The following is a 26,278-nucleotide window of genomic DNA, read 5'->3' as shown; positions in this document are numbered from 1 at the left end:
CAGGATTGTTGACAATCCTAGTAGAACAGGTCAAGAAACCTCGCGCAGCCATGTGCCCGGGCCGACGATCGGCAGGTCCATGCGCTTGAGGCAGGCCCACATCGTGAGCTGGTTGGCCGTGAGCACCGGCTTGCCGAGCGCGTTCTCCAGCGGCTCGATGACGTCGTAGGTGGGCAGGTTCGTGCAGCTGACGAAGATGGCCTCGGCGTCGTCGTGGTTGGCCGCGAGGATGCGCTCCGCGATGGTGCGGTAGCTGACCTTCCAGATGCCGCCGCCGAGGCCGAGATGATCACTCGACATGGTCTTGACCCCCAGTTCGTCGAGGAACTCGTGCAGCTTGGCCGTGAGGTCCGCGTCGTAGGGGGTGAGCACCGAGATCCGGCTGAGGTTGAGCTGCTGCAGCACCTCGGCCAGCGCTCCCGAGGTGGTGACGGCGGCGGGCGCGCCCGCGTCGCAGATGACCTTGCGCAGGGAGTGCTCGGCGTCGACGCCGCTGACGAAGCTGCCCGATGTGCACAGGTACGCCACCACCTCGGGCTCGACGTGGAGCACGTCCCTGGTGGCCGCCGCGAGGTGGTGGGCGTTGCTCACCAGGTGGGCCATCTCCATGCTGACCGGCACCGGCTCGTAGGGGGTTCTGGCGAGATGCAGCGACACTTCCATCGGAACCCAGCGCCAGAGCTCGCGTTCCAGAGCCAGGTCGAAGGGCGCGATCACGCCGATGCCCCGCTGGGCCAATGGCCCCTCGAACGCGGGGAAGTCCAGCGCTGCGAAATCCAAGGCTCAACCTCCGACTGGCTTGGGAAGGAGTTGCCTCCGGGGTGACTCCTCGGATTGTTGACAATCATACGACCGGCTCTTACCGTGTCAACGTGACGGGCACGGAATCACCGGTGCTGGCTGTGCTGTGCGGTGACCAGCACCCTCCGGACATGCACCCCATCGAACAAGCGGCGGTCGTTCGTTACACCCGGGCCGACGGGCTCGCCGAGGCCCTGCGGGGCGCGGACGCGTTGTTCGTCTACGACTTCCTTTCTACCGCCGTCCCCGGCGCCTGGCACGGCGCCGACCGGCTGCGGTGGCTGCACATCGCGAGCGCGGGCGTCGACCCGGTGATGTTTCCCGAACTGCGCGAGAGCGACGTGGTCCTGACCAACTCGCGCGGCGTGTTCGACGGCTCCATCGCCGAGTACGTCCTCGGCACGATCCTGGCCTTCGCGAAGGACTTCGCCCGCTCGCTGCGCCTGCAGCAGGAGCGCACGTGGCAGCACAGGGAGACCGAGCGCATCGCGGGCCGGACGGCGCTGGTGGTCGGCACGGGGCCGATCGGCAGGGCCATCGCCAGGCTGCTGCGCGCGGCGGGCCTGCGCGTGAGCGGCGCGGGCCGCACCGCACGCAGCGACGACCCCGACTTCGGCACCGTCCACGAGTCGGCCCGGCTGAACGAGCACCTGGGCGACGTGGACTTCGTGGTGGCCGTCGCGCCGCTCACCGAGCAGACCAAGGGCCTGTTCGACGCCTCGGCCTTCGCGGCCATGAAGCCCGGCGCGCGTTTCGTCAACGTCGGCCGCGGCGAGCTAGTGGTCACCGGCGACCTCGTCGAGGCACTGCGCTCCGGGCACCTTGGCGGGGCCGCGCTGGACGTGTTCGAGACCGAGCCCCTGCCCGCCGACAGTCCGCTCTGGACGATGGATAACGTGCTCGTGTCGCCGCACATGTCGGGAGACGTCGTCGGGTGGCGCAACGCGCTGGTCGAGGTGTTCACCGACAACTTCTGGCGGTGGCGCGAGGGACGGCCGTTGCGCAACGTCGTGGACAAGGACCTCGGCTACGTGCCGTCCACCGGGTGAACCCGACCATTGAGGAGAACGATGCCGAGCACGGGAACCCTGCTGACCGCGAGCGAGCTGGTCGCCGCCTACTCCTCCGGACAGCTGTCGCCGGTCGAGGCGACCCGGGTGGCGCTCGACGTCATCGACCGCCTCGACGGTGAGTACAACGCCTACACCCTCGTGGACGCCGACGCCGCACTGGAGCAGGCGCGCGCCTCCGAGGAGCGCTGGCGGGAGGGCAACCCCATCGGCTGGCTCGACGGCGTGCCCGCCTCGGTGAAGGACATGTTCCTCACCCACGGCTGGCCGACGCTGCGCGGCTCGCTGTGCATCGACCGCGACCAGCCGTGGGAGGTGGACAGCCCGGTGACCGCGCGGATGCGCGAGAACGGGCTCGTCCTGCTGGGCAAGACGACCACGCCGGAGATCGGCTGGAAGGGCGTCACCGACAGCCCGTTGGACGGCATCACGCGCAACCCGTGGAACCCGGCGCTGACGGCGGGCGGGTCGAGCGGCGGCAGCGCCGTGGCCGTCTCCACCGGCATGGGCGAGCTGTCCGTGGGCACCGACGGTGGCGGCTCCGTTCGCATTCCCGCGTCGTTCTGCGGCATCGTCGGCTTCAAACCGACCGGCGGCCGCGTGCCGCTGTACCCGGCGAGCCCGTTCGGTCCGTTGGGCCACGCCGGCCCGCTGGCCCGCTCGGTGGACGACATCGCGCTGCTGCTCGACGTGCTGGCCACCCCGGACCACCGGGACCCCAACGCGCTGCCGCCGCCGATCGGCACCTACCGCGAGGCCGTGCGCCGCGACGTCCGGGGGCTGCGGGCGGCGTTCTCGCCCGCGCTCGGCTACGTGGACGTGGAGCCGGAGATCGCGCGCCTGGTGGCGGACACGGTCGCCGCGCTCGACGAGGCCGGACTGGTGGTCGAGCAGGCCGACCCCGGCTTCAGCGACCCGATCGAGGCCTTCGACATCCTCTGGTCCACCGGCGCGGCGAAGTGGCTGGACACCTTCCCGGAAGGTTCCGAGAGCCGCGTCGATCCCGGCCTGCGCAAGGTGTGGCAGCAAGGGCACACCTACTCGGCGAGCGACTATCTCGAGGCGAGCGCGGTGCGCGCGGCGCTGGGCATCCACATGGGCGAGTTCCACACCCGCTACGACGTCCTGCTGACCCCGACGATGGCGATCTCGCCGTTCGAGGCCGGCCACGACGTGCCGCCGGGCAGCGGGCTGGACGGCTGGCCACAGTGGACGCGGTTCTCCTACCCCTTCAACCTGACCCAGCAGCCCGCCATCACCGTGCCCGCCGGGTTCACCTCCGCGGGGCTGCCCGTGGGCCTGCAGATCGTCGGCCCCCGGCACTCCGACGACCTGGTGCTCGCGGTCGCCAAGCTGGTGGAGGAGCTGCGCCCGTGGCCCACCGACCGCCCGGCAGGCTCACCCCGGTAGCGGAGAACGTTCAGGTACCGGATTTGGTACCGTGGGTGTTGTGCCTGCTCTGAATCTGCAGTTCTCCGACGAGGAGATGGCTGACCTGCGTGCCGCGGCCGAGCGTGAGGGCAAATCGCTGAAAGCGCTCGCGCATGACGCGATCGTCTCTGTGGTGTCGTCGCGCAAGCACCTGGTGGACCAGGCCGCGCAGCGTGTCGCACGGATCAGCGGGGAGTTGAACGAGCGGCTGGCGAGGTAGCCGTGGCCATCTACTACCTCGACGTCGAGGACGTTCTCACCGCCCCGTTACGCGATGGGTTCGTCCCCCGAGGTACGTGATCTCGGTCTGCTCGCTGCTGCCGTGGCTCGTCCGGGCACGAGCAGCACGATCGGTCAGCAATACTTGGGGTTTGCGGCGTCTACTTGGTCGCGTACTCGAGTTCGGCGAGCGCGGTGTCCAGGTGCACCAGCAGGCGTTGCAGGTGCGGCACGCTGCGGCGGCAGCCGGTGATGCCGAAGTCCAGGTTCTCGCCGTTGCTGGTCAGCGTGATGTTGAGCGCCTGGCCGTCCAGCAGCACCGAGGCCGGGTAGATGCCGTCGAGCGTGGCGCCGTTCCAGTACATCTGCTTGCGCGGGCCCGGCACGTTCGAGATGACGATGTTGAACGGCGGGCGCGTGTTGTTGACCACGCCCGGCACCGGTGACACACCGAGCGGCGCGACGTTCAGCGCCGACAGCAGCAGGATCTGCAGCGGCGTCAGCTCCTTGAACACGCGCTTGCCGTCGGCCATCGAGCGCGAGATCACCCGCAGCCGCTCGGCCGGGTCTGGCTGGTCGGTGCCGAGGTTGCACAGCAGGGCGCCGATCTGGTTGCCTGCCGCCTCCCCGGTGTCGGCGCGGCTGCGCAGCGACACCGGCACCATCGCCACCAGCGGCGCGTCCGGCAGCGCTCGCTGCTCGATGAGGTAGTCCCGCAGCGCGCCCGCGCACATGGCGAGCACGACGTCGTTGCGGGACACGCCGGCATTGGTCGCGACCTGCTTGGCCCGCTCCAGCGGCCACGACTGGGCGGCGAACCGGCGCGCACCGCCGATCGGCACGTTCAGCATCGTCTTCGGCGCCTGCAGCGGCAGGGTCAGTGTGTGCTCCCGGAACGCCTCGGTGGCCACCTTCGCGGCCATGCCGGGCAGCCCGGCGAGCTGGCGGCTCGCGCCCGCCGCCGAGCGCAGCCGCCCCAGCGCGCCGGGCCTGCCGCGCCTGCCGCGCTGCGGCCGGCGCGACCCCCAGGGCGGGGGGCAGTCCAGTGCCGCCGGATCGTCGGACAGGATGCTCTGCAGCTGGCGCAGCGCCGAGACGCCGTCCATCAGCGAATGGTGCACCTTGCTGTACATCGCGAACCGGCCGTCGTTGAGGCCCTCCACGAGGTGGATCTCCCACAGTGGCCGGTGCCGATCGAGCAGGGTGCTGTGCCAGCGCGACGTCAGCTCGAGCAGCTCGCGGACGCGACCGGGCTGCGGCAGTGCCGAGTGCCGGAAGTGGTAGTCGAGGTCGAGCTCCTCGTCCTCGGCCCACGCGAGGTAGCCCATCGTGTTCACCGGCCGGGCGGGCCGCTGCCGGAACAGCGAGCGCACGCTCGTGTTCTTCAGCAGGTCCTGCCTGAGGTCGGCCAGGTAGTCGGGCCCGGCTCCCTCCGGTGGGGTGAACAGCTGCAGGCCACCCACGTGCATCGGATGTTCCCGGGTCTCGATCAGCAGGAACATCGAGTCCGTTACGGGCATCATCGCCATCGCGCCTCACCTCGCCTCGCTGCGCCAGCGATCGAATACGCCGGGTGCCCGAGTCTACGTACTAACCTCGGCCGTATGGCCATCCCGACCGATCCGGAGACCGGTGAGTTCCATCGGGCTCCCAACGCGTTCGCCGCACGTATCACCGCAGACGGCCGCGACGGCTGGCCTGTCGAGCCGGGGCGCTACCGGCTCGTCGTGAGCCGGGCGTGCCCGTGGGCCAGTCGCGCGCTCGTCGTGCGCAGGCTGCTCGGCCTCGAAGGAGCGCTGTCGCTGGCGGTCGCCGACCCCATCCAGGACGAGCAGAGCTGGCGGTTCACCCTCGACCCCGGCGGCAGGGACCCGGTTCTCGGCATCCGTTACCTGCACGAGGCCTATGCCAAGGCCGACCCGGACTATTCGGGCGGCATCAGCGTGCCAGCCGTGGTCGACATACCCAGCGGCAAGCTCGTGACAAACGACTTCCCGCGGATCACTCTCGACCTCTCCACCGAATGGACCAGGCACCATCGGCAGGGCGCACCCGACCTCTACCCCGAGCGGCTGCGCGACGAGATCGACGAGATCAACGCCCACGTCTACACCGACGTCAACGCCGCCGTGTACGAGGCGGGCTTCGCCACCAAGCAGGCGGCCTACGAGGACGCCTACGACCGGTTGTTCGCCCGGCTGGACGAGCTGTCGAAGCGGCTGGAGCACCAGCGCTACCTCGTCGGCGACACCATCACCGAGGCCGACATCCGGCTGTTCACCACCCTCGTCCGCTTCGACGCCGTCTACCACGGGCACTTCAAGTGCAACCGCCACAAGCTCGCGGAGCTGCCGGTGCTGTGGGCCTACGCGCGGGATCTGTTCCAGACTCCGGGCTTCGGCGACACCGTCGACTTCGACCACATCAAGCGGCACTACTACCAGGTGCACGAGCAGATCAACCCGACACGGATCGTGCCGAAAGGTCCGGACCTCTCGGTCTGGGCGAGCCCGCACGGCAGGGAATCGCTCGGTGGCAGGCCGTTCGGCGACGGTACGCCTCCCGGGCCGCCTCCTGACGAGGAGACCCTGCCGCCCCAGTGGTGACCCGGCTCGTATCCTCGGCGCGTGTCCCAGACCGGAGCGCAGCGCCTCGTTGACGTCCTGACCGAACTCGGGGTCGAGGTTGCCTTCGGGCTACCGGGGGTGCACAACCTGCCGATCTGGGACGCGCTCGCGCTGACCGGAATCCGGTTGATCGGCGTGCGCCACGAGCAGGCCGCGGGCTACGCCGCCGACGGCTACGCGCGCACCACGGGCAGGCTCGGCGTCGCGCTCGTCACCACCGGCCCCGGCGCGGCGAACACGCTCGGCGCGGTCGGCGAGGCGATGGCCTCGGCGTCGCCGGTGCTGGTGATCGCCACCGACATCCCGTCGACGTTGCGCAGGCCCGGCACCGTGCGCGGCGTGCTGCACGAGACGAGCGACCAGCAGGCGCTGTTCGCTCCCGTGACCAAGGCCGGGTTCACCGTCGAGCACCCCGACGCCATCGCGCCCGTGCTGCGCAGGGCGGCCCGCGTCGCGCTGCGCCCGCAGAGCGGGCCGGTGTACGTGGGCATCCCGGCCGACTTCCTGCGCCAGGACGCCACGGACCGCGACGCGTTCGAGCCCACCGAGCAACTGCACGTGGTGGCCGTCGAGGACATCGACCGCGCCAGGGAGGTGCTGGCCTCGGCGCAGCGCCCGCTGATCTGGGCGGGCGGCGGCGCCCTGCGTGCCGGGGCGGGCGAGGCGGTCGGCGCGCTCGCCGAGCAGCTCGCGGCGCCGATCATCACGACGTTCGCCGCGCGCGGCATCGTGCCACCCGATCACCCGTGCCGCGCCTCCAACCCGGTGCACACGCCGGAGGTCGGGGCACTGTGGGACGAGGCCGACGTGGTGCTCGCCGTCGGGACCGACTTCGACGGTCTCATGACGCAGAACTGGCGGATGCCGCAGCCGCCGCGGTTGATCGCCGTGAACGTCGACGCCGCCGACGCGGCCAAGAACTACCCGCCGGACCTGCTGTTGCAGGGCGACGCGCGCGAGGTGGTGGAGCGGCTGCTCGCCGGGATGCCGATGCGGCCGGGGATCAACGCGCTGAGCAAGCGGCTCGACGAGATCGAACTGCGCGTCCGCAGGCGCGTCCGCAAGGAGGAGCCGCAGGCGGCCGAGTTCCTCGCCGCGCTCGCGGAGACCCTGCCGGACGGCGCCGTGCTGGTGTCGGACATGTGCGTTGCCGGGTACTGGGTCGGCGGTTTCTACCGCTTCGCCGCCCCGCGCAAGCTGGCCTACCCGATGGGCTGGGGCACGCTCGGCTTCGGCTTCCCCGCCTCGCTGGGGGTCGCGGCGGCCGGTGCGGGCAGGGCGGTGTGCATCACCGGGGACGGCGGGTTCCTCTACGGCGTCGGCGAGCTGGCCACCGCGATTCAGGAGAACCTGCCGGTCACGGTGGTGATCGTCGACGACGGCGGCTACGGCATGCTGCGCTACGACCAGACGCAGGCCGGGCTGCCGCACACCGGGGTGGACCTGGCCACACCGGACTTCGTCGGGCTGGCGAAGTCCTTCGGCGTGTACGCCGACCGCGTCGACGGCTTCGGCAGGGCCTTCCGCCGCCTGCTGCGGGAGTTCACCCGTGCCGACGAGCCGAACGTGCTGGTGGTGAGCGCGGAGCTGAGCCCGCCGCTGAACACCTCGCCCCGCTGGTACCGCACGAGCGGCTGAGGGCCGTCGCTCTCGCGCACAATGGATCACATGGACGACACCGACGCCATCGACGAGACGGCCGAGCGCATCCTGCGTGACTTCACCACCATCGCCGTGGTGGGGCTGAGCCGCGACCCGGCCAAGGCCGCACACTCGGTGCCCGCCGCGATGCAGAGCGCCGGGTTCCGCGTCATCCCGGTGAACCCGACCGCCGACGAGCTGCTCGGCGAGCGTGTCTACCGCTCGCTCGCCGACATCCCGGACTCGGTCGAGGTGGTGAACGTGTTCCGGCCGTCGCCGGAGGCCGCGGGCGTGGCGCGCGAGGCCGTGCGGATCGGCGCGAAGGCGTTGTGGCTGCAGCAGGACATCGTCTCCGCCGAGGCACGCGCCATCGCCGAGGAGGCGGGCCTGCTGTACGTGGAGGACAGGTGCATGGCGGTGGTCAGGGCGATCACCGCCATCCGCAAGAACTGACCGCGTGTCTTCTCGGGGCTGCTCGCCTTCGGCACCCGCGTGTGAGGATGCACCCGTGGGAGTGACGGCGGCGGGTGAGCGGCAGCGGGTACTGCGACGGCGTGGCCTCGGCTTCTGGCTCGTGGCGGCCGTGCTGTTCCTGCTGATGCTCGCCGCCAGCGCGCCGTCTCCGCTCTACGTGATCTACCAGCGGATGTGGGGGTTCAGCCCGGCGACGCTGACCGCCGTGTTCGCGGTCTACGTGCTCGCCCTGCTGCTCATGCTGATGCTGGTGGGCGCTCTGTCCGACTTCGTCGGCCGCAAGCCCGTGCTCGGTGCGGCGATCGGCGTGGAGGCGGTGAGCATGCTGGCGTTCGTGTTCGCCGACGGCGTCGGCTGGCTCTACGCCGCCCGGATCTTGCAGGGCCTGGCCACAGGGGCGGCGACCGGCGCGATCAGCGCCTCGCTGATCGACCTCGAACGCAGGCCGGGCACCGGCGCGCTGGTCAACAGCGCCGTGCCCACCGCGGGTCTCGCCCTCGGGGCACTGGGCGCCGGGCTGCTCGTGCGGTACGCGCCCGCTCCGACCCAGCTCGTCTACGTCCTGCTGCTGGCGGGCTTCGTGGTCACGGGTGCCATCCTGCCGTTCATCCCGGAGCCGGTGACAAGGCGCCCTGGAGCGCTCGCGTCGCTGCGGCCCCGGCTCGGCGTGCCGCGGCGCGGCCGAGCCGAGTTCCTCGTCGTGCTGCCGTGCCTGCTGGCCACCTGGGCCCTCGGAGGGCTCTACCTCTCGCTCGGCCGCTCGCTGGTGGTCGAGATTCTGGGCATCGCCAATCCCGTCGCGGGCGGGCTGGTCGTGTTCCTGCTCATGGGCTCCGGCTCGGCGACATCGGTGCTGCTGCGCTCCAGCCGGGCGGTCACCGCGATGGTCGTCGGCGCGTTCACGCTGGCCTGTGGCGTCGGTGGGCTGCTGATCGCGTTGCTGCTGCCCTCGGCGCCGCTGTTCTTCGCCGCGACGGTGGTGAGCGGGTTCGGTTTCGGGGCCTCGTTCCTCGGCGCGTTCCGCACGGCCACGGGGCTCGCCGAGCCGGGCGGGCGGGCCGCGCTCGTCGCGACGATCTACACCGCGTCGTACCTGGCGTTCAGCCTGCCCTCGCTCGGCGCGGGGCTGGCCGCCACGCATCTCGGGCTGCTGCCGACCGCCACCGGCTACGGGCTCGCGCTGATCGGCCTCGCCGTGCTCGCGCTGGTGGCCAGATGGCTGCGCCGCAGGTAGTGTCGCGGCATGCCGTTCCTTTGACGCCCGGCACCTGAACCTCGCGCGGCCCGTCCGCTCGTCCGCCGCATGCGCGGCTGGGCACTGCTCGCGGACGTCGTGCCGCTGTACCCGCTGTACGCGTTGCTGTTCGCCGACACGGGGCTTTCCGACGCCGAGATCTCCGCGCTGTTCGCGCTGTGGTCGGTGACCGGCATCGTCGCCGAGGTGCCCACCGGTGCGCTCGCCGACCGGTTCTCCCGGCGCACGGCGCTCGTGCTCGGGGGCGTCGGGCAGGCTGCCGGTTACGTGTGCTGGACGGCGTGGCCGGGTTTCGCCGCGTTCGCCGCGGGCTTCGTGCTGTGGGGGCTCGGCGGCACCCTCGTCTCCGGCGCCAAGGAGGCGCTGCTCTACGACGGACTCGCCGCCGCGGGCGCCGCAGGGCACTTCACCCGCGTGTACGGGCAGGTCAGCGCTCTCGAACTGATCGCGCAGGTCCCGGCGGCCGCCGCCGCGGCGGCCTTGTTCGCCGCGGGCGGCTTCCCGCTCGTCGGCTGGGCGAGCGTCGGCACCTGCCTGGCGGCTGCCTGCGTCGCGGCGAGCCTTCCTGAGCCGCCCCGGCCGTCCACAGCGGACGACGACCACGACGACGCCGACGACGGCGGGGCCGGATACTGGGCCACGCTGCGGGCCGGGGTCGCCGAGGCCCTGCGCAGGCCCGGCGTGCGGGGCACCGTGCTCGCCGTCGCGCTGCTCACCTCGCTCGACGACATCGAGGAGTACTTCCCGCTGCTGGCCAGGGACTGGCACGTGCCGGTCACGTGGACACCGGTGGCGATCGTGGGCATCCCGCTCGCGGGCGCGGCCGGCGCGGCACTGGCCGGCCGGTGGCCCCGGCCGCGCCCGGGCACACTGCTGCTCGCGCTGCTGGCGGCCGTGGTCGCGCTCGGCCTGCCCGGCCTGTTCGCGCACCCGGCCGGGCTGGCGGGCGTCGCCGTCTTCTACGCGCTGTACCGCGCGGTGCTCGTGATCGGCACCGCGCGGCTCCAGGAGCGCATCGACAGTACGGCCCGCGCCACGGTGAGCTCCGTGGCCGGGCTCGGCACCGACCTGGCCGGGCTGCTGATGTTCGGTGCGTGGGCGGTGGCCGGGCTGGCCGGGGTGCTGGTGCTGGCGCTGCTGGTGGCGGTGGCACTGCCGTTCGGGCTGCGCCAGGCACCGGAGGAGGGCCCGGCCCGCCGGGTCACCCGGGAAGTGGCGTGATCTCGGCGGGGGTCGTGAGCACCCGGTCGCGGCCGACCTCGCGCACCCGGCCGGTCAGCTCGAACGACCCCGTGCACGGCAGGTCGCCCGCCGAACGGCCGACGAACACCTCGACCGTGCCCGGCTCGACGATCCGGCGCAGGTCGAGTCCGGTGAACGCGGTGCGGTCGGCGTGCAGGGTGAAGCTCACCCTCGCGCGCCCGCCCGCACGCAGTTCCACGCGGGCGAACCCGGCCAGCTGGCGCACGGGCCGGGTCACCTGGGCGGTGACGTCGCGCAGGTAGAGCTGCACGACCTCCGCGCCGTCGCGGTCCCCGGTGTTGCGTACCTCCACCGAGACCACCAGCTCGCCGTCGGTGGGGATGCGTTGCGCGCTCAGGGTCAGCTCGCCGTAGTCGAAGCGGGTGTAGGACAGCCCGTGCCCGAACGGGAACAGCGGCGAGGGGTCGAGGTTGCTGATGCCCTCGCTGTTGCCGCCGAGCGGCGGGTGCAGGTAGGTGCCCGGTTGGCCTCCGGCGAGCCGGGGGATCTGCACCGGCAGCCTGCCGCCGGGGTTGATCCGGCCGGAGAGCACCCCGGCCACCGCGGAGCCGCCCTCCTCGCCCGGCATGAACGCCTGCACGATCGCCGCCGCCCGGCCGGCATGCGCACCGAGCGCGTACGGCCGCCCGGACATCACGACGACGACCACGGGCGTGCCGGTGTCCAGCAGGGCGGTGAGCAGTTCGTCCTGCACGCCAGGCAGCCGCAGATCGGGTGCGTCGCAGCCCTCTCCGGAGGTGCCCTCGCCGAACATGCCCGCGCGGTCGCCGACGACGGCCACGCACACCTCCGCCTCGCGGGCCGCCGCGATCGCGTCGGCGAAGCCCGACCGGTCCTCCTCGCGGATCGGGCAGCCCTCGTGCCGCGTGACGGCGACCCCGGGCAGCTCGTCCCGCAGTGCGGCGAACAGCGACGGCGCGTCGACACCCAGGTCCAGCTCGGGATAGCGCGGCAGCACGTGGTTGGGGTAGGAGTAGCAGCCCATGAGCGCCAGCGGGTCGTCGGCGCAGGGCCCGACCAGCGCGACCGAGCGGGTGTCCGTGGCCAGCGGCAGCGCGCCGTCGTTGGCCAGCAACACCACCGAGTGTTCCGCGAGTCTCCTGGCGAGGTCCCGGTTGCGTGGCGAGTCCAGCTCGACCGTGTCGTCCACATCGGACTCCGGTGTCCACGTGGGATCGAGCAGCCCCAGTTCGGCCTTCTGCCGCAACAGCCGCAGCACCGACCTGTCGACGATCTCCTCCGGCACCTCGCCGCCGCGCACCAGCTCGGCGAGTTCCTTGCCGTAGCACAACGTGGCGGGCAGTTCGACGTCGATCCCTGCGGTCAGCGCGAGTGCCCCCGCGCGGCCGGGGCTGTCGGCGACGCCGTGCATGGTGTTCAGGAACGCCACGGCCCAGTAGTCGGAGACCACGACGCCGCCGAAACCCCACTCGTCGCGCAGGATGCCGGTCAGCAGGTCCGCGTTCGCGCCCGCCGGCACGCCGTCGAGGTCGACGTAGGCGTTCATCACCGAGCGGGCGCCGCCGAGCGCGAGCGCCATCTCGAACGGCGGCAGGATCACGTCGCGCAGCTCGCGTGGCCCGATCGACACCGGTGCGTGGTTGCGGGCCGCGCGCGAGTCGGAGTATCCGGCGAAGTGCTTGAGCGTCGCGATGACTCCCGCGTCCTCGAGGCCCCGCACATACGCGGTGCCGAGCAGCCCGACGAGGTACGGGTCCTCGCCGAGGGTCTCCTCGACGCGGCCCCAGCGGTAGTCGCGCACCACGTCCAGCACCGGGGCGAGCCCCTGATGCACGCCGAGCCTGCGCATGTCCTCGCCGATCGCGCCCGCCATGTCCCGCACGAGCGCGGTGTCGAACGTCGCGGCCCACGCCAGCGGAGCCGGGTAGACGGTCGCGCCGTAGGTGGCGAACCCGGTGAGACACTCCTCGTGCACGATCGCGGGGACGCCGAGCCGAGTCTCCTCCACGATCTCCCGCTGCAGTGCGGTGACGCGTGCTGCGCCCTCGGCGGTGCTCACCGGCGCGGTGCCGAAGGGCCGCGTGAGGTGCCCGAGGCCGTGCTCGCGGAGCTGCTCGAACGACGTGCCGCTCTGGGAGAACACGTCCTGCATCGGCGCGACGTTGCCGTTCAGCTCGTCGTTGCCCGGCCAGGCGCTGCCGAGCTGGGCGATCTTCTCGTCCAGGGTCATGGCCTCCAGCAGAGCCCTGGCCCTTCGTTCGGCGGGCGCCGAGGCGTCCCGCCATGGCTGATCCGTCATCGTGCTCCTTGTTCGAGGACTGTTCGAGAGTCGTCCGCGCCCGGCCGGGACAGGGCCCGGCTACGCACCGGAGACCGGGGCCGTGGAGTCGCGCACCACGAGGTTGGTGGCCAGTTCGACGTGATGGGAGTCGAGAGTCTCGCCGGCGATGAGCCGCAGCAGCGTGCGCATCGCCACGCGGCCCATGTCCGGAAGGGGCTGCCGGACCACGGTCAGCGCGGGCGTGGCGAGCGAGGCCATGATCGTGTCGTCGAAACCGACGACGCTGAGCTCCTCCGGCACCCGCAGCCCGCGCCGCCGCGCGGCCTCGACGACGCCGAGCGCGCTCGCGTCGCTGGCCGCGAAGATCGCTGTGGGCCGCTCGGGCAGATCCAGCAGCCTGCCGCCCAGCTCCAGCCCGGACGGGTAGCTGAAGGGGCCGTGCAGCATGAGCGCCGGATCAGGCGTCACCCCGGCCTTCTCCAGCGCCGCCCGGTAGCCGTGCAGGCGGGCCTGGCCGCACGAGGCGCGCACCGGGCCGCCCACGAAGCCGATCCGCCGGTGGCCCAGCGAGAGCAGGTGCTCGGTGGCGGCGAGGCCGCCGCTCCAGTTGGTGGCGCCGACGCTGGTGACCTCGACCCGCGGCAGGTTCAGCGGGTCGATGACCACGAGCGGGAGCCGTGCCCGTGCGAAGCCCTCCACCTGCGCCAGGCTGAGCTCCGAGGTGACGACGATCAGTCCTTCGCGGCCGCTGACCTTGAGCCGGTTGGCCCAGCCGTCCTCCGGTGCGAGCGGCCCGTTGCCCTCGTCGGCGGGCACGCGGCCGACCACGACGTCCACACCGGACTCGGCGGCCGCGTCCGTCACCCCGCGCAGCACCTCAAGGGAGTACGGGCTCACCAGGTCGTCGAAGACGAGGTCCACCACGCGCGCGGGTGTGACGCTGCGGCGTCCCACCTGCGGCACGTACCCGAGCTCCCGGACGGCCTCCTCGACCCGGGTGCGGGTGGCCGCGGCCACGTCGCCGCGCCCGTTGAGCACCTTCGACGCCGTCGGCAGCGAGACGCCCGCGGCTTCCGCCACCATGGCCAGCGTCGCGCGCTGGGTTGCGCTGGAACCAGCCGGCACAGCAACCTCCATGTTCACTTGCCGAAAGATTTCAGCACACTATAACCATGCGGGATAGCTGTTGAAGACCTCTATTTGGCACCTTGACTCCTGGCAAGCGGCCGCTCTAGGGTCACCTCCCACACCGTAGTGTTTCCGAAAACTTTCGGACCTTCGATGAGGAAGGCACAACATGACACTGGGTAAGCGGCGGACGGCGCTTCTCTCCACCGGGCTGGCCGCGCTCCTGACTCTCGTGGCGTCCTGCGGATCCAGCGGACCCGGCAGTGCCGGCGGGGCGTCGGCCTGGGCGCTGACGGGCGGCGACGAACAGACGCTGCGCACGTCCTTCGAGAACTGGAACGCCGACCACTCCGGCTCGCGGATCAACGCGGAGTTCTTCGCCAACGACGCCTACAAGCAGAAGATCCGCACCGCCATCGGTGCGGGCGACGCGCCGACGCTGATCTTCGGCTGGGGTGGCGGAACGCTCCAGCAGTGGGTCGACGCGGACAAGGTCATGGATCTTTCCGGGCAGATCAACGACAACCCGGCGCTCGCCGACCGGTTCCTGCCCTCGGTGCTCGAGACCGGAAAGATCGACGGCAAGACCTACGCGCTGCCGAACAACGGCATGCAGCCCGTGATCCTCTACTACAACAAGGAGCTGTTCGACCGGGTCGGCGTGGAGCCGCCGGAGACCTGGGACGACCTGATGGCCCTGGTGCCCAAGTTCAAGCAGCAGAACATCGCGCCGCTGTCCATCGGCGGGCAGAGCAAGTGGCCGCAGCTGATGTGGGAGGAGTACCTCGTCGACCGCATCGGCGGGCCCGAGGTGTTCAACGCCATCGCCGAGGGCGAGCCGGGCGCGTGGTCGCATCCGGCGATCCTGGAGGCCAACCGCAAGATCCAGCAGCTCGTCGACGCGGGCGGGTTCGTCAAGGGCTTCAACTCGATCGCCTCGGACAGCGCCGCCGACTCCGCCCTGCTCTACACGGGCAAGGCCGCGATGATGCTCATGGGCTCGTGGGCCTACCCGACCATCAAGGACTCCGCGCCCGAGTTCATCGCCGAGGACAAGCTGGGCTACACCACCTTCCCCGTCGTCGAGGGCGGCAAGGGCGACCCGGACAACATCGTCGGTAACCCGTCGAACTTCTGGTCCGTCTCGGCCGGCGCGGGCGAGCAGGAGAAGCAGGCCGCACTGTCCTACCTCAAGGACGGCATGATGAACGACAGCTACGTCGACAACCTGCTCTCGGGCGGGTCCGTGCCGCCGGTGAAGGGCATCGAGGACAAGCTGGCCGGTGCGGAGAACCCCGACTATCTGTCCTTTGTGTACAACATGGCCGCCGAGGCGCCGAACTTCCAGCTCTCCTGGGACCAGGCGCTCACACCGCGGCAGGGCGAGGCGTTGCTGAACAACCTGGATCAGCTGTTCACCAAGCAGATCACGCCCGAGCAGTTCTCGGCCAACATGAACAAGACGATCGGGCAGCAGTGAGCACGAGAGTCACGGAGCGCAAGCCCGGCGTGGCGGCCAGCCGCCGCGCCGGGCGGCCCGCTGCAGCGAGGAGAACCGGCCCCGCGCCCCGCAGGGACCGCACGGGGCCGAGCGGCATCATGGCCGTGCCCGCCCTGCTCTTCTTCGGCGTGTTCGCGCTCGTTCCGCTGGTCGGCGTCGTGCTGCTCAGTTTCGTGTCGTGGGACGGCATCTCCGGCATGAGCTGGGCGGGGCTGGTCAACTGGTTCAACGTGCTCGGCGACTCGATGACCTACCAGGCGCTGTGGCTCAGCGTCCAGGTCATGGTGCTGAGCTGGCTGGTGCAGACCCCGATCTCGATGCTGCTCGGCGTGTTCATCGCCGCCCGCGGCCGGTACCGGGCGCTGCTCGGCGTGCTGTACTTCCTGCCGATGCTGCTCTCCTCGGCGGCCATCGCCATCGCGTTCAAGGCACTGCTCGACCCGAACTTCGGGATGAGCCTTGCCTTCGGCATCGAGGCGTTCGCCCAGGACTGGCTCGGCGACCGGGACCTCGCGCTGTACGTGGTGATCTTCGTGATCGCCTGGCAGTTCGTGCCCTTCCACACCCTGCTCTACCAGGCCGGGGTGCGGCAGATCCCGGCCTCGCTGTACGAGGCGGCCGAGATCGACGGCGCGGGTCGGGTGCGGCAGTTCTTCCACATCACGCTGCCGCAGCTGCGCTACACCATCATCACGTCGTCGACGCTGATGCTCGTCGGCTCGCTGACCTACTTCGACCTGGTCTACGTGCTCACCGAGGGCGGGCCGGGCAACGCGACGCGCATCCTGCCGCTCGACATGTACCTGACCGGTTTCCGCGCCAACAACATGGGAGCCGCGAGCGTGCTCGCGGTGCTGCTCGTCGGCACGGGCCTCGCGCTGGCGCTGGGACTGTCCCGGCTGTCCAGTTTCCGCCGCGGCAGCCAGCTGGAGGGAGCCTGATGGCGGTCAACGTCACCCGCACCCGGATCAACGTGCCCGGCGGCGTGCTCGCCTTCGGGTGGCTGCTGGTGGTGCTGCTGCCGGTGTACTACGTGGTGCTCACCAGCCTGCGCAGCATGGAGGGCTTCTACAGCTCCAACCCGCTGCTGCCGCCTGCCGAGCCCACCGTGGACAACTACGGGCGGGTGCTGGAGGACGACTTCCTCCGCTACCTGCTCAACAGCGTCGTCGTCACGCTCGGCACGGTCGCCATCACGGTGACGGTGTCGCTGATGGCCGCGTACTACGTGGTGCGCAACGGCGGCCGCCTTGCCGGGCTGACGTACAAGGCGTTCCTGCTGGGGCTGGCCATTCCGTTGCAGGCGACGATCATCCCCGTCTACTACCTGATCACCAGAGCCCACCTGTACGACACGCTGCTCGCCATCATCCTGCCGTCGGCGGCGTTCGCCATTCCCCTCACGGTGATCATCCTGGCGAACTTCCTGCGTGACGTGCCGGGTGAGCTGTTCGAGTCGATGCGGCTCGACGGCGCGGGGCACTGGCGCATGCTGTTCAGCCTCGTGCTGCCGCTGGTGCGGCCCGCCGTGGTCACCGTCGCCGTCTACGACGGCCTGCAGGTGTGGAACGGCTTCCTCTACCCGCTGATCCTCACGCAGAGCCCGGACCAGCGGGTGCTGCCGCTCGCGCTGTGGAGCTTCCAGGGGCAGTTCCAGGTCGACATCCCGGCCGTGCTGGCCGCGGTGGTGCTGTCCACGCTTCCGGTGCTCGCCCTCTACATCGTGGGCCGCAGGCAGCTGGTCAGCGGCCTGACCGCGGGCTTCGGCCGGTGAGCCGGGACAACGACGACAGCATGGCCAAGATCAACTCTGGCGTGCTGCCCGGCCCGGCCATCGCCCGTTCGGGTACAGTTCGCGCTGTGTCTGAGGAACTACCGCCCGTCGACCTGGAACGGCCCAGCGCAGGCCGGGTCTACGACTACGTTCTCGGCGGCACCCACAACTGGGCCATCGACCGGAAGTTCGCCGACGAGCAGCTGAAGCTCATGCCCGCGATGCGGGACGGCATCAGAGCGAACCGGGCGTTCCTCGGCAGAGCCGTGCGTTACGCCGTCGAGCAGGGCATCCGGCAGTTCGTCGACATCGGCAGCGGCCTGCCCACCCAGGGCAACGTGCACGAGGTCGCCGACGAGGCGGGTGCCACCGACGCGCGGGTCGTCTACATCGACAACGAGCCGGTCGCCCACGCGCACGGCCAGATCCTGCTGGAGGAGACCGCCGACCCGGAGCGCCACCACGCGCTGTGCCGGGACTTCTTCGACGGCCCCGAGCTGTGGCAGGACATCGTCAAGCGCGGCTGGATCGACCCGGCCGAGCCGGTGTGTCTGCTCACCGTGGCACTGCTGCACTTCATGCCGCCGGAGCTGAAGCCGGAGCAGACGCTGGCCTACTACCGCGACCGGCTGGCCCCCGGCAGCCTGCTCGTGCTCTCGCACGTGAGCGTCGACGAGATCGACGAGGAGGCCCAGTCGAACCTCCAGCAGATCGCCGACAACTACAAGCGCCAGGCCACCCACCTGGGCCACTGGCGCACCCGTGAGGAGATCGCCGCGCTGTTCGGCGACTTCGAGCTGGTGGAGCCGGGCCTGGTGTGGGTGTCGCAGTGGCGGCCGGACAAGCCTCCCGTGGGCGACCCGGCCCGGCTGCGCGCGCTCTGCGGCGTGGCGCGCAAGCCCTAGGCGGCGCCATGTCCGGACCGGCCCCCGCCCACCGCCCGCCGCTGGCCCAGGAGCTCGACCTCGCACCCCATCCGGAAGGTGGCTGGTTCCGCAGGACGTGGGAGACGGCATCGCGGTTCACCCCGGAGGGCTATCCGGGTGAGCGCGCGTCGGCGACCGGCATCTACTACCTGCTCGGTCCCGGCGAGGAGTCGCGGTGGCACCAGGTGCGCGGCGACGAGCTGTGGCTGTGGCACCGGGGCGTCGCCCTCACCCTGCGGCTCGGCGGCGACGGGGAACGCCCCGCCGAGCGTCCCGATGTCGTGACGCTCGGGCCGGACGTCGAGGGTGGTGAACGGCCGCAGGTGCTCGTTCCGGCCGGAACCTGGCAGTCCGCCTGCCCGGCCACCGCCGGAGAGGTGCTGGTGTCCTGCGTGGTCTCGCCGGGCTTCGACTTCGACGACTTCCGGCTGTACTGAGCCCTCCGGTCACCGGGCTGCTAGACGCCGAGGAAGCCGAGCACGAGCGGGCTCGCGACGGCCCGGTACTCCTCGAAGTAGGCGTGCCGTGCGCCGGGAATCAGCTCCATCGTCGCGTCCGGAATGCGCTGCGCCAGCAGCGGCGCGTTCGCGACCGGGTTGAACGTGTCGTCGGTACCGTGCACGACGAGTGTCGGCGCGCTGATCCCCGGTAGGGCGTCCCAGGCGTTGTGCCGGGCGCTGGCCGTCAGATGCCGTCGCCGCGCGTGTGCGGGCATGCCGGGGTCGCCGAGCGTGCGATAGGGACCGGGATGCGTGGCCAGCCACCCGGGGCTGTACATCAGCTCGAGCAGTGCCCGCCGTGCGGCGGCGGCATCGGGCTGCGCGAGCGAGCGCCGCACCTGGTCGCTGCGTTCGACGCCGTGCGGAGCGCCCGGCGAGGTGCAGCCCAGGACCAGGCTGCCGACCCGCTCGGGATGATCGGCGGCGAGCCACTGCGCGACCCTGCCGCCCATCGAGGTGCCGTACACGTCCACCCGGTCGGCGCCGAGGTCATCGAGCACCGCGAGTGCGTCGGTGGTGGTTGTTGGCCTGGCCGGCGAGCAGCAGCAGGACGCGCTCGCCGCGGCCGTGGATCTCGTAGTACAGCGCGGCGTCGTCGGCCGCGCGGGCGTACGGCACGAACCGATCTTAATCCGCGGCCAGCCGGGCGGCCCTGGCGTGCAGGTACCGCTGCTGCGGCCGGTTCATCGTCCTGGCGGCGGCCTCCTCATCGCGGCGAGTTATGTCGCGACGAACTTCTCCCTGTTTCGCGCTCGTTCCATGCCCTTTGAGGGTTTACCCAGATCTGAGGCGTGGGTTCGGAGAAAGCCTCACTGGGTAGTTCAATGAGAGGCTTGAAGGCGTGAACGCATCCGAGCTGACCCGCCACCTTGCAGCCACGTTCGAGGGTGTCCGCGTGCTGGAACACGCCGGGGACTCCTTCCTCGTCTACGACCCCGACGGTGACCTGCCGAACGAGCGGATGTTCCCGTTCGTCACGGTCGTCGCCGGGGACACCTACGACACCGCCTCGGCGCTGGACCGGCCAGGCGCCTACCGGTTGAACATCGGAGTCACCAAGGCCACCTACACGGCGCGGTTCGGCGCACCGCCGACCGAGCGCGGCGAGGGTGGTGTGCTGGACACCGGGTTCGACTACGCGGAGCGTGACCAGTTACTGCCGCATCCGGTCTACGCCTCCCAGTACTGGGTGTGCGTGGTGTCGCCCAGCGACGAGACGCTCGAGGCCGTGCGGCCTCTGCTGACCGAGGCCTACGAGTTCGCGGCCCGCAAGTACGCCAATCAGCGGGCCCGGCGGGGCACGGTGTCCTGATCCGCCGATGAGTTCCCTGTGCCGCGCAGGTCTGTCCTGACATGACCGAGCAACTGATGACCGTCGACGGCGCCGAGCTCTGCCTGGAGACGTTCGGCGACCGCGCCGCACCGGCGATCCTGCTGATCGGCGGCGCGGCGGCGTCAATGGACTGGTGGGATGCCGAGTTCTGCGAACTGCTGGCGGCCCGTGGTCGCTTCGTGATCCGGTACGACCATCGCGACACGGGGCGTTCGGTGGCCTCGCCGGTCGGCGCGCCCACCTATTCCGCCGCCGACCTGACGCGGGACCCGATCCGCATCCTCGACGGGCTAGGCCTCGACCGCGCGCATGTCGTCGGCGTGTCGATGGGCGGCGGGATCGCGCAGGAGCTGGCCCTGCGCGATCCCGGCAGGCTGCTGACGATGACCCTGATCGCGACCAGCCCGATCGGCACGCGCGGCGACCCCACGCCGCTGCCGCCGATGGATCCCCGGATCGCCGCGGTGTTCGGGAACCCGGCGCCCGAACCGGCGTGGGACGACCGCGCGGCTGTGCTCGAGTACCTCGTCGACGCCGAACGCGACTACGAGGGGCCGCGCGGCTTCGACGAGGCATGGGTGCGCCGCGTGGTCCGCCGGATCGTGGATCGCAGCCGCGACCTGCGTGCGAGCCTGACCAACCACGACCTCGTGATCGCTGCCGAGCAGGACGGCGACGAGCTGCGGCTCGCGGACGTCACCGTGCCGGCACTGGTACTGCACGGTACCGACGACCCGCTCTTCCCGCTGCCGCACGGCACGGCGCTCGCCGCCGAGATTCCCGGCGCGGCTTTCGTGGCGCTGGAGGGGATGGGGCACCAGGTGCCGCCGCCGAGGTTGTGGGAGGTCGTCGTCTCCGCCATCACCCGGCACACCGCGCCCCGGTGAGCGTGCCGCGGAAAACCCGCCCTGCTCCGGAACAGGGGTGCGATGATGGGCACATGGCCGAATGTACGCACGTCGCCGACCTCAGCGGCGACGTGACCCCCAGCTCCACCGAGGGCTGCACGGACTGCCTCGCCGTCGGCGGGCGCTGGGTCCATCTGCGCGAGTGCCTCGGCTGCGGGCACGTCGGATGCTGCGACTCATCGCCCGCGCGGCACGCGAGCGCCCACTACGCCCAGACCGGGCACCCCGTGGTCCAGTCGTTCGAACCGGGCGAGAGCTGGCGCTGGTGCTACGTCGACAAAGCGATCGTGTGACGGGAACGCCCGCCGTGAGCAAACCGGTGCTGCTGACCGTCGACGACGACCCGGGGGTGTCCCGCGCTGTGGCCAGGGACCTCCGCCGCCGCTACGGCGAGGGACACCGCGTCGTGCGCGCCTCGTCCGGCACGGAGGCGCTGGATGCGCTCAAGGAACTGAAGCTGCGCGGTGAGCAGGTGGCCGCGATGCTCGCCGACTACCGGATGCCGGAGATGAACGGCATCGAGTTCCTCGAACAGGCGATGGACCTCTTCCCGAGGGCGCGCCGCGCGCTGCTGACGGCCTACGCCGACACGGACGCGGCCATCCAGGCGATCAACCTCGTCGACGTCGACCACTACCTGCTCAAACCGTGGGATCCACCGGAGGAGAAGCTCTACCCGGTGGTGGACGCGCTGATCGAGACGTGGCGGTCCACCGCGGCGAGCGCGGTGGAGGAGATCAAGATCGTGGGCCACCGGTGGTCGGCACCCACCTTCGCGGCGAGGGAGTTCCTCGCCCGCAACGCCGTGCCCTACCGGTACTACACGATCGACGAGCCCGAGGGCCGCCGGTTGCTCGACGCGGCGGCGGCCGACCCGACGGAGATCCCGGTGGTCATCACCACCGGGGGCCGGGCCCTGCTCACGCCGTCCGACGCCGAGATCGCCGCCGCCGTCGGCCTCACCGTGGACCCGGCCACCGACTTCTACGACCTGATCGTCGTCGGTGGCGGGCCTGCGGGCCTCGGCGCGGCGGTGTACGGCGCGTCCGAGGGGCTGCGCACGGTGCTGGTCGAACGGCAGGCCGCGGGCGGGCAGGCCGGGCAGAGCAGTCGCATCGAGAACTATCTCGGCTTCCCCGACGGCGTGTCCGGCGCGCAGCTCACCGACCGTGCGCGCAGGCAGGCGGTGAAGTTCGGCGCCGAGATGCTCACCGCACGGGACGTGACGGCCCTGGAGGTCCAGGGTTCGGCGCGGGCGGTGCGGTTCGGCGACGGGTCGAGCATCGCGGCGCACGCGGTGATCCTCGCGACCGGCGTCTCGTACCGCAGCCTGACGGCGCCCGGCGTCGCCGAGCTGACCGGGCGGGGCGTGTTCTACGGGTCGGCCAACACCGAGGCGCCCGAATGCGTGGGCAGCGACGTCTACATCGTCGGTGGCGCGAACTCGGCGGGACAGGCGGCGGTGTTCTTCTCCCGGCACGCGCGGTCGGTGACGCTGGTGGTGCGCGGCGAGTCGCTGGAGTCGTCGATGTCGCACTACCTGATCCAGCAGATCGAGGCGATCGACAACATCCGGGTGCGCACCAGCACGACCGTCGGCGAGGCGCGGGGCGACGGGCACCTGGAGCAGCTGCGGCTCGACCACCGCGACGGCACGTCGGAGACGGTCGGCACCAGCCACCTGTTCGTCTTCATCGGCGCCGCGCCGCGCACCGGCTGGCTGGACGGCGTGGTGGCGCGCGACGAGCGCGGGTTCGTCTGGACCGGGCCGGACCTGCTGGTGGACGGCGCCCGCCCGAGCGGGTGGCCGCTGGACCGCGACCCCTTCTATCTCGAGTCGAGCGTGCCGGGGGTGTTCGTGGCAGGGGACGTGCGCGCCCAGTCGGTGAAGCGGGTCGCGTCGGCCGTCGGCGAGGGCGCCATGGCGGTGACCCTCGTGCACCGGTACCTGGAAGAGCGGTGACGAACCCATGACGAACCTCGAACCGGCCCGGCTGCGCGAGCTGTTCCTCTTCGCCGATCTCGACGACGACCAGCTGGCCTGGGTGGCCGGCAACGGGGACGTCGTGTCCTACCGCGCGGGCGAGGTGGTGTCGGCCGAGGGCGAGCCCGCCGAGTGCTTCTACGTCCTGCTGTCCGGCATGCTCAGCATGGTGCGCACCGTGCGCGGGGACGAGGTGGAGGTGACGCGCACCGACCAGCCCGGCGTGTACTCCGGTGCCACGCAGTTCTACCTGGGCGACCAGGTGGAGCAGAAGTACGGGGCGACGATCCGTGCGCTCACCGACGCCGAGTTCCTGGCGTTGCCCGCGGCCGAGTTCGCGGTGCGGTTCCGGCAGTGGTTCCCGATGGCGGTGCACCTGCTGCAGGGCATGTTCGTCGGCATCCGCAACGCCAACGAGCTGGTGGGGCAGCGGGAGCGGCTGCTCGCGCTCGGCAAGCTGACCGCCGGGCTCACGCACGAGCTGAACAACCCGGCGGCGGCCGCGGTTCGCGCGACGGAGACGCTGCGGGAGCGCTTCGCCGGTATGCGCCACAAGCTGGCGCTGCTCGCCGACGGGCATTTCGACGGCCTGCAACTGCACCGGCTGACGAAGATCCAGGAACGGTTCATCGAGCGGATCGCGACCGCGCCGCCGCTGACGCCGATGGAGGTCGCCGACCGCGAGGACGAACTCGGGGAGTGGCTTCAGGAGCGCGACGTCGGCGGCGGCTGGGACCTGGCGCCCGTGTTCGTCGCCGCCGGCATCACGACGTCCGATCTGGACGAACTCGCGAACGCGGTGGATCCCGGGTTCCTGGAGGCCGCGCTGCGCTGGCTGTCCTACACCGTGGAGACCGAGAACCTCCTGATCGAGGTGAAGGAGAGCACGAACCGGATCTCGGCGCTCGTCGGCGCGGCGAAGCAGTACTCGCAGCTCGACCGCACGCCGCACCAGAACACGGACCTGCACGAGGGACTGGACGCCACGCTGGTGATGCTGTCGGGCAAGATCCCCGGCGGCGTGCGAGTGGTGAAGGACTACGACCGCTCGCTGCCGCACGTGCCCGCCTACCCGGCGGAGCTGAACCAGGTCTGGACCAATCTGATCGACAACGCCGTCGACGCCGTCACCGGCCGCGGGGACGGCACCGGCACGGTGACCGTCCGCACCGCCCGTGACGGGGACAGCGCGCTGGTCGAGATCGTCGACACGGGTCCAGGCGTCCCGCCGGAGCTCCGGCGGCGGGTGTTCGAGCCGTTCTTCACCACCAAGGAGGTGGGCGAGGGCACGGGGCTCGGACTCGACGTGTCGTGGCGGGTGGTGGTCAACCGCCACGGCGGCGACCTGCGTGTGGTGTCCCAACCGGGCGACACCCGGTTCCAGGTTCGCCTGCCCCTGGCCTGAACCGTCAGAAGAGCACGAGCCCGATGACGCAGCCGTCGTCGCTCACGCCGACCGCGCCCTCGACCCGGCCGTCGTCGTCCGTGCCGGTCACCTCGGCGGTGTAGACGCTTCCGTCCTGCTCTGCGGGCCCAGCGGTGAGCTTGGCGGAATCGCCGATGGCTCGCTCGACGTCGGTGCCCACCGTGTACTCCTGGTCCGGGCACACCAGGCTCATGGCCGCGTTCTTGTCGCCGTTGTTGACGGCCTCGACGAACCGGGACACGACGCCGTCCGGGTCACCGCCGCCGGTGCCGGGCGCGGGGGCGGAGGACGACTCGCTCGCGCCCACGGACGGCGACGAGCCCGCCGATCCCATCGTGATCCCGTCCCAGCACCAGTTGCCGCCCTCGTTCTTGAGGGCAGCGACGGCCGTCATCGGCGATCCCGCGGCCGTGAGGCTGACCTCCGCGGTCGCCTCGGTGTCCGAAACGGACTTCACGGCACCGAGTTTCATGTTCTCCACGACACTCGCCTGTCCGATGACCTCGCTGACGTCCGGCTCCGCGCCGGGGCACATCGCGGCGTTCAGCGTGTTGGTGTCGCTGTTGTTGAACGCGGCGACGATGCCCTGGGCGAACGCCTCGGCGCTGTTGCCGCCGCCCTGGCCGCCCGCCTGGGCGCCAGCTCCGCCCGGCGGGTCACCGGAGTCGTCGCCGAGCAGGAAGCCGGGAGCGACGAAGGCGGTGATCACGAACGCGACCACGGCGAGAGCGCCCGCGCCAAGGCCTGCCCAGAGCCCGGCCCTGCTCTTCGGTGGCGGTGGGCCGCCCCAGCCGCCGCCACCCTGCGGGTAGCCGTACGGGGGAACCTGGCCCGGTGGCGGATAGCCGCCCTGGTGCGGGTGGCCGCCATGCTGCTGGTAGCCCTGCGGACAGCCGCCCTGGGGCGGTTGCCCGCCGTAACCGTTCCACCCCGGCTGCTGGCCGGGCTGCGGTGGATAGGTCATCGCGATCCCCTCGTCCTTCGCGGGCACGCCCCGCGAGGCGCCGAGACTCGCCGGCCCGGCCCGTCAGGTGCGTTTCCCCCATGCGGTCATGTCTGCCGGTGAATTCTGCCCGACGGAGCCGAGCCAGGTGGCGGGTACACCGCAATCCTCGGTCGCCGGGCACCTCGAAGGACGCTTTTGGGGGAACGCACGCTCGGGCAGAATCGGTCCATGCGCCTGGGCGTCGCGCACCATTTCGGCTGGGCCGTGGCCGTCACGGCATCGGCGGGCCACGAGGTCGAGGTCGTGGACCGCAGGCGGATCGAGCTCGTCGAGCCCGGAGTGCCTGCGGCGCCGATCCACCACGACGGGAAACCCCTCGACGACGTGGCCGTGGCGGAGCTGGTCGCCACCGTGCGCGCGTCCTCGGTCCGTGCGACCTCGGCGTCCCTGGACGCGCTCGCCGCCACGCTGCCCGAGCCGATCGTGTCGCTGTCGCTGCGAGCCTGGCCGCTCGACTTCCCCTCCGGCGTCGCCGTCCAGCGTCGCCCGCCGTACGAGAGCCGCGCCGACTCGGTCATGTACCGGCAGGTGCTGGCCGAACTCGCCCACGAGCGCGGCTGGGACGTCCACTTCTACGAGGCCAGGGACGTGGAGAACCAGGCCGCCCGCGTCCTCGGCGACCGCGCCGCCGAGGTGCTGCACGGACCCCGCGCGAGGCTGGGCCCGCCGTGGACGAAGGACCACCGGATGGCGCTCGCCGCGACGGTGCTGGCGGGCTCCGCCATGCGGCCCAGGGCAGCGGGGTAGGAAGGGGTGGAACGCCAGCCTT

At 71.3% G+C, this 26,278-nt stretch carries 26 protein-coding genes; 19 read left to right on the top strand and 7 right to left on the bottom strand.

The window, feature by feature from the left end; genetic code table 11:
- Positions 1–30: 30 nt before the first annotated feature.
- Positions 31–780, bottom strand: coding sequence for a maleate cis-trans isomerase family protein (locus tag BAY60_RS27425; RefSeq protein WP_112284239.1), 750 nt, complete (start codon positions 778–780; stop codon positions 31–33).
- Between the two features lie 152 nt (positions 781–932).
- Here BAY60_RS27425 and BAY60_RS27420 point away from each other — a divergent pair, with 152 nt between their 5' ends.
- From BAY60_RS27420 to BAY60_RS27410, 3 genes are read left to right on the top strand one after another with little or no spacing between them, the layout of a single operon-like run.
- Positions 933–1,850, top strand: a complete 918-nt coding sequence (locus tag BAY60_RS27420) for a D-2-hydroxyacid dehydrogenase (RefSeq protein WP_112284651.1) — start codon at positions 933–935, stop codon at positions 1,848–1,850.
- 21 nt (positions 1,851–1,871) lie between these two features.
- A complete protein-coding gene (locus BAY60_RS27415; RefSeq protein ID WP_112284237.1) occupies positions 1,872–3,281 on the top strand; it encodes an amidase in 1,410 nt (469 codons plus the stop codon).
- A 40-nt stretch (positions 3,282–3,321) separates the two neighbouring features.
- Positions 3,322–3,522 (top strand): hypothetical protein, encoded by a 201-nt coding sequence (locus tag BAY60_RS27410; protein WP_112284235.1) that lies wholly within the window; start codon positions 3,322–3,324, stop codon positions 3,520–3,522.
- A gap of 160 nt (positions 3,523–3,682) precedes the next feature.
- Here BAY60_RS27410 and BAY60_RS27405 read toward each other — a convergent pair whose 3' ends face one another.
- Positions 3,683–5,050: a WS/DGAT/MGAT family O-acyltransferase gene (locus BAY60_RS27405; protein ID WP_112284233.1), complete on the bottom strand. Its 1,368-nt coding sequence runs from the start codon at positions 5,048–5,050 to the stop codon at positions 3,683–3,685.
- A gap of 75 nt (positions 5,051–5,125) precedes the next feature.
- Here BAY60_RS27405 and BAY60_RS27400 point away from each other — a divergent pair, with 75 nt between their 5' ends.
- From BAY60_RS27400 to BAY60_RS27380, 5 genes are all read left to right on the top strand, one after another.
- Complete coding sequence (locus BAY60_RS27400) at positions 5,126–6,127, top strand: glutathione S-transferase family protein (protein ID WP_112284231.1); 1,002 nt, start codon at positions 5,126–5,128, stop codon at positions 6,125–6,127.
- A 21-nt stretch (positions 6,128–6,148) separates the two neighbouring features.
- Positions 6,149–7,786, top strand: coding sequence for a thiamine pyrophosphate-binding protein (locus BAY60_RS27395; protein WP_112284229.1), 1,638 nt, complete (start codon positions 6,149–6,151; stop codon positions 7,784–7,786).
- 30 nt (positions 7,787–7,816) lie between these two features.
- The gene (locus tag BAY60_RS27390; RefSeq protein WP_112284227.1) at positions 7,817–8,242 is read left to right on the top strand and encodes a CoA-binding protein; all 426 of its coding nucleotides are present in this window, start codon (positions 7,817–7,819) and stop codon (positions 8,240–8,242) included.
- Positions 8,243–8,297: 55 nt separating this feature from the next.
- Positions 8,298–9,497 (top strand): MFS transporter, encoded by a 1,200-nt coding sequence (locus BAY60_RS27385; RefSeq protein ID WP_245992836.1) that lies wholly within the window; start codon positions 8,298–8,300, stop codon positions 9,495–9,497.
- Between the two features lie 69 nt (positions 9,498–9,566).
- Entirely contained in the window at positions 9,567–10,739 is a 1,173-nt protein-coding gene (locus BAY60_RS27380; RefSeq protein WP_112284226.1) for an MFS transporter, read from the top strand.
- Here BAY60_RS27380 and BAY60_RS27375 read toward each other — a convergent pair.
- The gene (locus BAY60_RS27375; protein WP_112284224.1) at positions 10,720–13,041 is read right to left on the bottom strand and encodes a beta-xylosidase/alpha-l-arabinosidase; all 2,322 of its coding nucleotides are present in this window, start codon (positions 13,039–13,041) and stop codon (positions 10,720–10,722) included. The genes BAY60_RS27380 and BAY60_RS27375 overlap by 20 nt on opposite strands.
- A gap of 60 nt (positions 13,042–13,101) precedes the next feature.
- Positions 13,102–14,148 carry a LacI family DNA-binding transcriptional regulator gene (locus BAY60_RS27370; RefSeq protein ID WP_112284222.1) on the bottom strand — a complete coding sequence of 349 codons (1,047 nt, stop codon included), beginning with the start codon at positions 14,146–14,148 and terminating at the stop codon, positions 13,102–13,104.
- A 172-nt stretch (positions 14,149–14,320) separates the two neighbouring features.
- Here BAY60_RS27370 and BAY60_RS27365 point away from each other — a divergent pair, with 172 nt between their 5' ends.
- The 5 genes from BAY60_RS27365 to BAY60_RS27345 all read left to right on the top strand — a co-directional run bounded on the left by BAY60_RS27365 (position 14,321) and on the right by BAY60_RS27345 (position 18,789).
- Entirely contained in the window at positions 14,321–15,631 is a 1,311-nt protein-coding gene (locus tag BAY60_RS27365; RefSeq protein ID WP_112284220.1) for an extracellular solute-binding protein, read from the top strand.
- Positions 15,632–15,747: 116 nt separating this feature from the next.
- Positions 15,748–16,593 (top strand): carbohydrate ABC transporter permease, encoded by an 846-nt coding sequence (locus BAY60_RS27360; RefSeq protein ID WP_425466494.1) that lies wholly within the window; start codon positions 15,748–15,750, stop codon positions 16,591–16,593.
- Positions 16,593–17,426, top strand: a complete 834-nt coding sequence (locus tag BAY60_RS27355) for a carbohydrate ABC transporter permease (protein WP_112284218.1) — start codon at positions 16,593–16,595, stop codon at positions 17,424–17,426. The genes BAY60_RS27360 and BAY60_RS27355 overlap by 1 nt, the downstream gene beginning before the upstream one ends.
- Before the next feature lie 86 nt (positions 17,427–17,512).
- Positions 17,513–18,331, top strand: a complete 819-nt coding sequence (locus BAY60_RS27350; RefSeq protein WP_245992834.1) for an SAM-dependent methyltransferase — start codon at positions 17,513–17,515, stop codon at positions 18,329–18,331.
- Between the two features lie 8 nt (positions 18,332–18,339).
- Positions 18,340–18,789: a cupin domain-containing protein gene (locus BAY60_RS27345; RefSeq protein WP_112284214.1), complete on the top strand. Its 450-nt coding sequence runs from the start codon at positions 18,340–18,342 to the stop codon at positions 18,787–18,789.
- Between the two features lie 20 nt (positions 18,790–18,809).
- On the opposite strand, the gene BAY60_RS27340 is transcribed toward BAY60_RS27345, so the two are convergent.
- Positions 18,810–19,352, bottom strand: coding sequence for an alpha/beta fold hydrolase (locus tag BAY60_RS27340; protein ID WP_170160572.1), 543 nt, complete (start codon positions 19,350–19,352; stop codon positions 18,810–18,812).
- Positions 19,342–19,470 (bottom strand): hypothetical protein, encoded by a 129-nt coding sequence (locus tag BAY60_RS38530; protein WP_342769791.1) that lies wholly within the window; start codon positions 19,468–19,470, stop codon positions 19,342–19,344. Before BAY60_RS38530 ends, BAY60_RS27340 begins: the two co-directional genes overlap by 11 nt.
- Before the next feature lie 223 nt (positions 19,471–19,693).
- On the opposite strand from BAY60_RS38530, the gene BAY60_RS27335 reads away from it, so the two are divergent.
- Genes BAY60_RS27335 through BAY60_RS27315 form a run of 5 tightly spaced genes read left to right on the top strand, consistent with a single transcriptional unit; the run spans position 19,694 to position 24,482 of the window.
- Positions 19,694–20,164, top strand: a complete 471-nt coding sequence (locus BAY60_RS27335) for a DUF6194 family protein (RefSeq protein ID WP_112284213.1) — start codon at positions 19,694–19,696, stop codon at positions 20,162–20,164.
- Between the two features lie 41 nt (positions 20,165–20,205).
- Positions 20,206–21,072, top strand: a complete 867-nt coding sequence (locus BAY60_RS27330) for an alpha/beta fold hydrolase (protein WP_112284211.1) — start codon at positions 20,206–20,208, stop codon at positions 21,070–21,072.
- Between the two features lie 53 nt (positions 21,073–21,125).
- Positions 21,126–21,386: a UBP-type zinc finger domain-containing protein gene (locus BAY60_RS27325; RefSeq protein ID WP_112284210.1), complete on the top strand. Its 261-nt coding sequence runs from the start codon at positions 21,126–21,128 to the stop codon at positions 21,384–21,386.
- A 14-nt stretch (positions 21,387–21,400) separates the two neighbouring features.
- A complete protein-coding gene (locus BAY60_RS27320) occupies positions 21,401–23,056 on the top strand; it encodes an FAD-dependent oxidoreductase (RefSeq protein WP_112284648.1) in 1,656 nt (551 codons plus the stop codon).
- A gap of 7 nt (positions 23,057–23,063) precedes the next feature.
- Entirely contained in the window at positions 23,064–24,482 is a 1,419-nt protein-coding gene (locus tag BAY60_RS27315; protein WP_112284208.1) for an ATP-binding protein, read from the top strand.
- A gap of 4 nt (positions 24,483–24,486) precedes the next feature.
- Here the strand turns inward: BAY60_RS27315 and BAY60_RS27310 are convergent, their stop codons facing one another.
- Positions 24,487–25,467 (bottom strand): hypothetical protein, encoded by a 981-nt coding sequence (locus tag BAY60_RS27310; protein WP_112284206.1) that lies wholly within the window; start codon positions 25,465–25,467, stop codon positions 24,487–24,489.
- 210 nt (positions 25,468–25,677) lie between these two features.
- On the opposite strand from BAY60_RS27310, the gene BAY60_RS27305 reads away from it, so the two are divergent.
- Positions 25,678–26,256 (top strand): hypothetical protein, encoded by a 579-nt coding sequence (locus tag BAY60_RS27305; RefSeq protein ID WP_112284204.1) that lies wholly within the window; start codon positions 25,678–25,680, stop codon positions 26,254–26,256.
- The last annotated feature ends 22 nt before the right edge of the window (positions 26,257–26,278 follow it).

Source organism: Prauserella muralis (assembly GCF_003202285.1).
Lineage (GTDB): Bacteria > Actinomycetota > Actinomycetes > Mycobacteriales > Pseudonocardiaceae > Prauserella_B > Prauserella_B muralis.
Note: the sequence above shows the minus strand (reverse complement) of the source record. Positions and strands in the feature narration are given on the sequence as shown.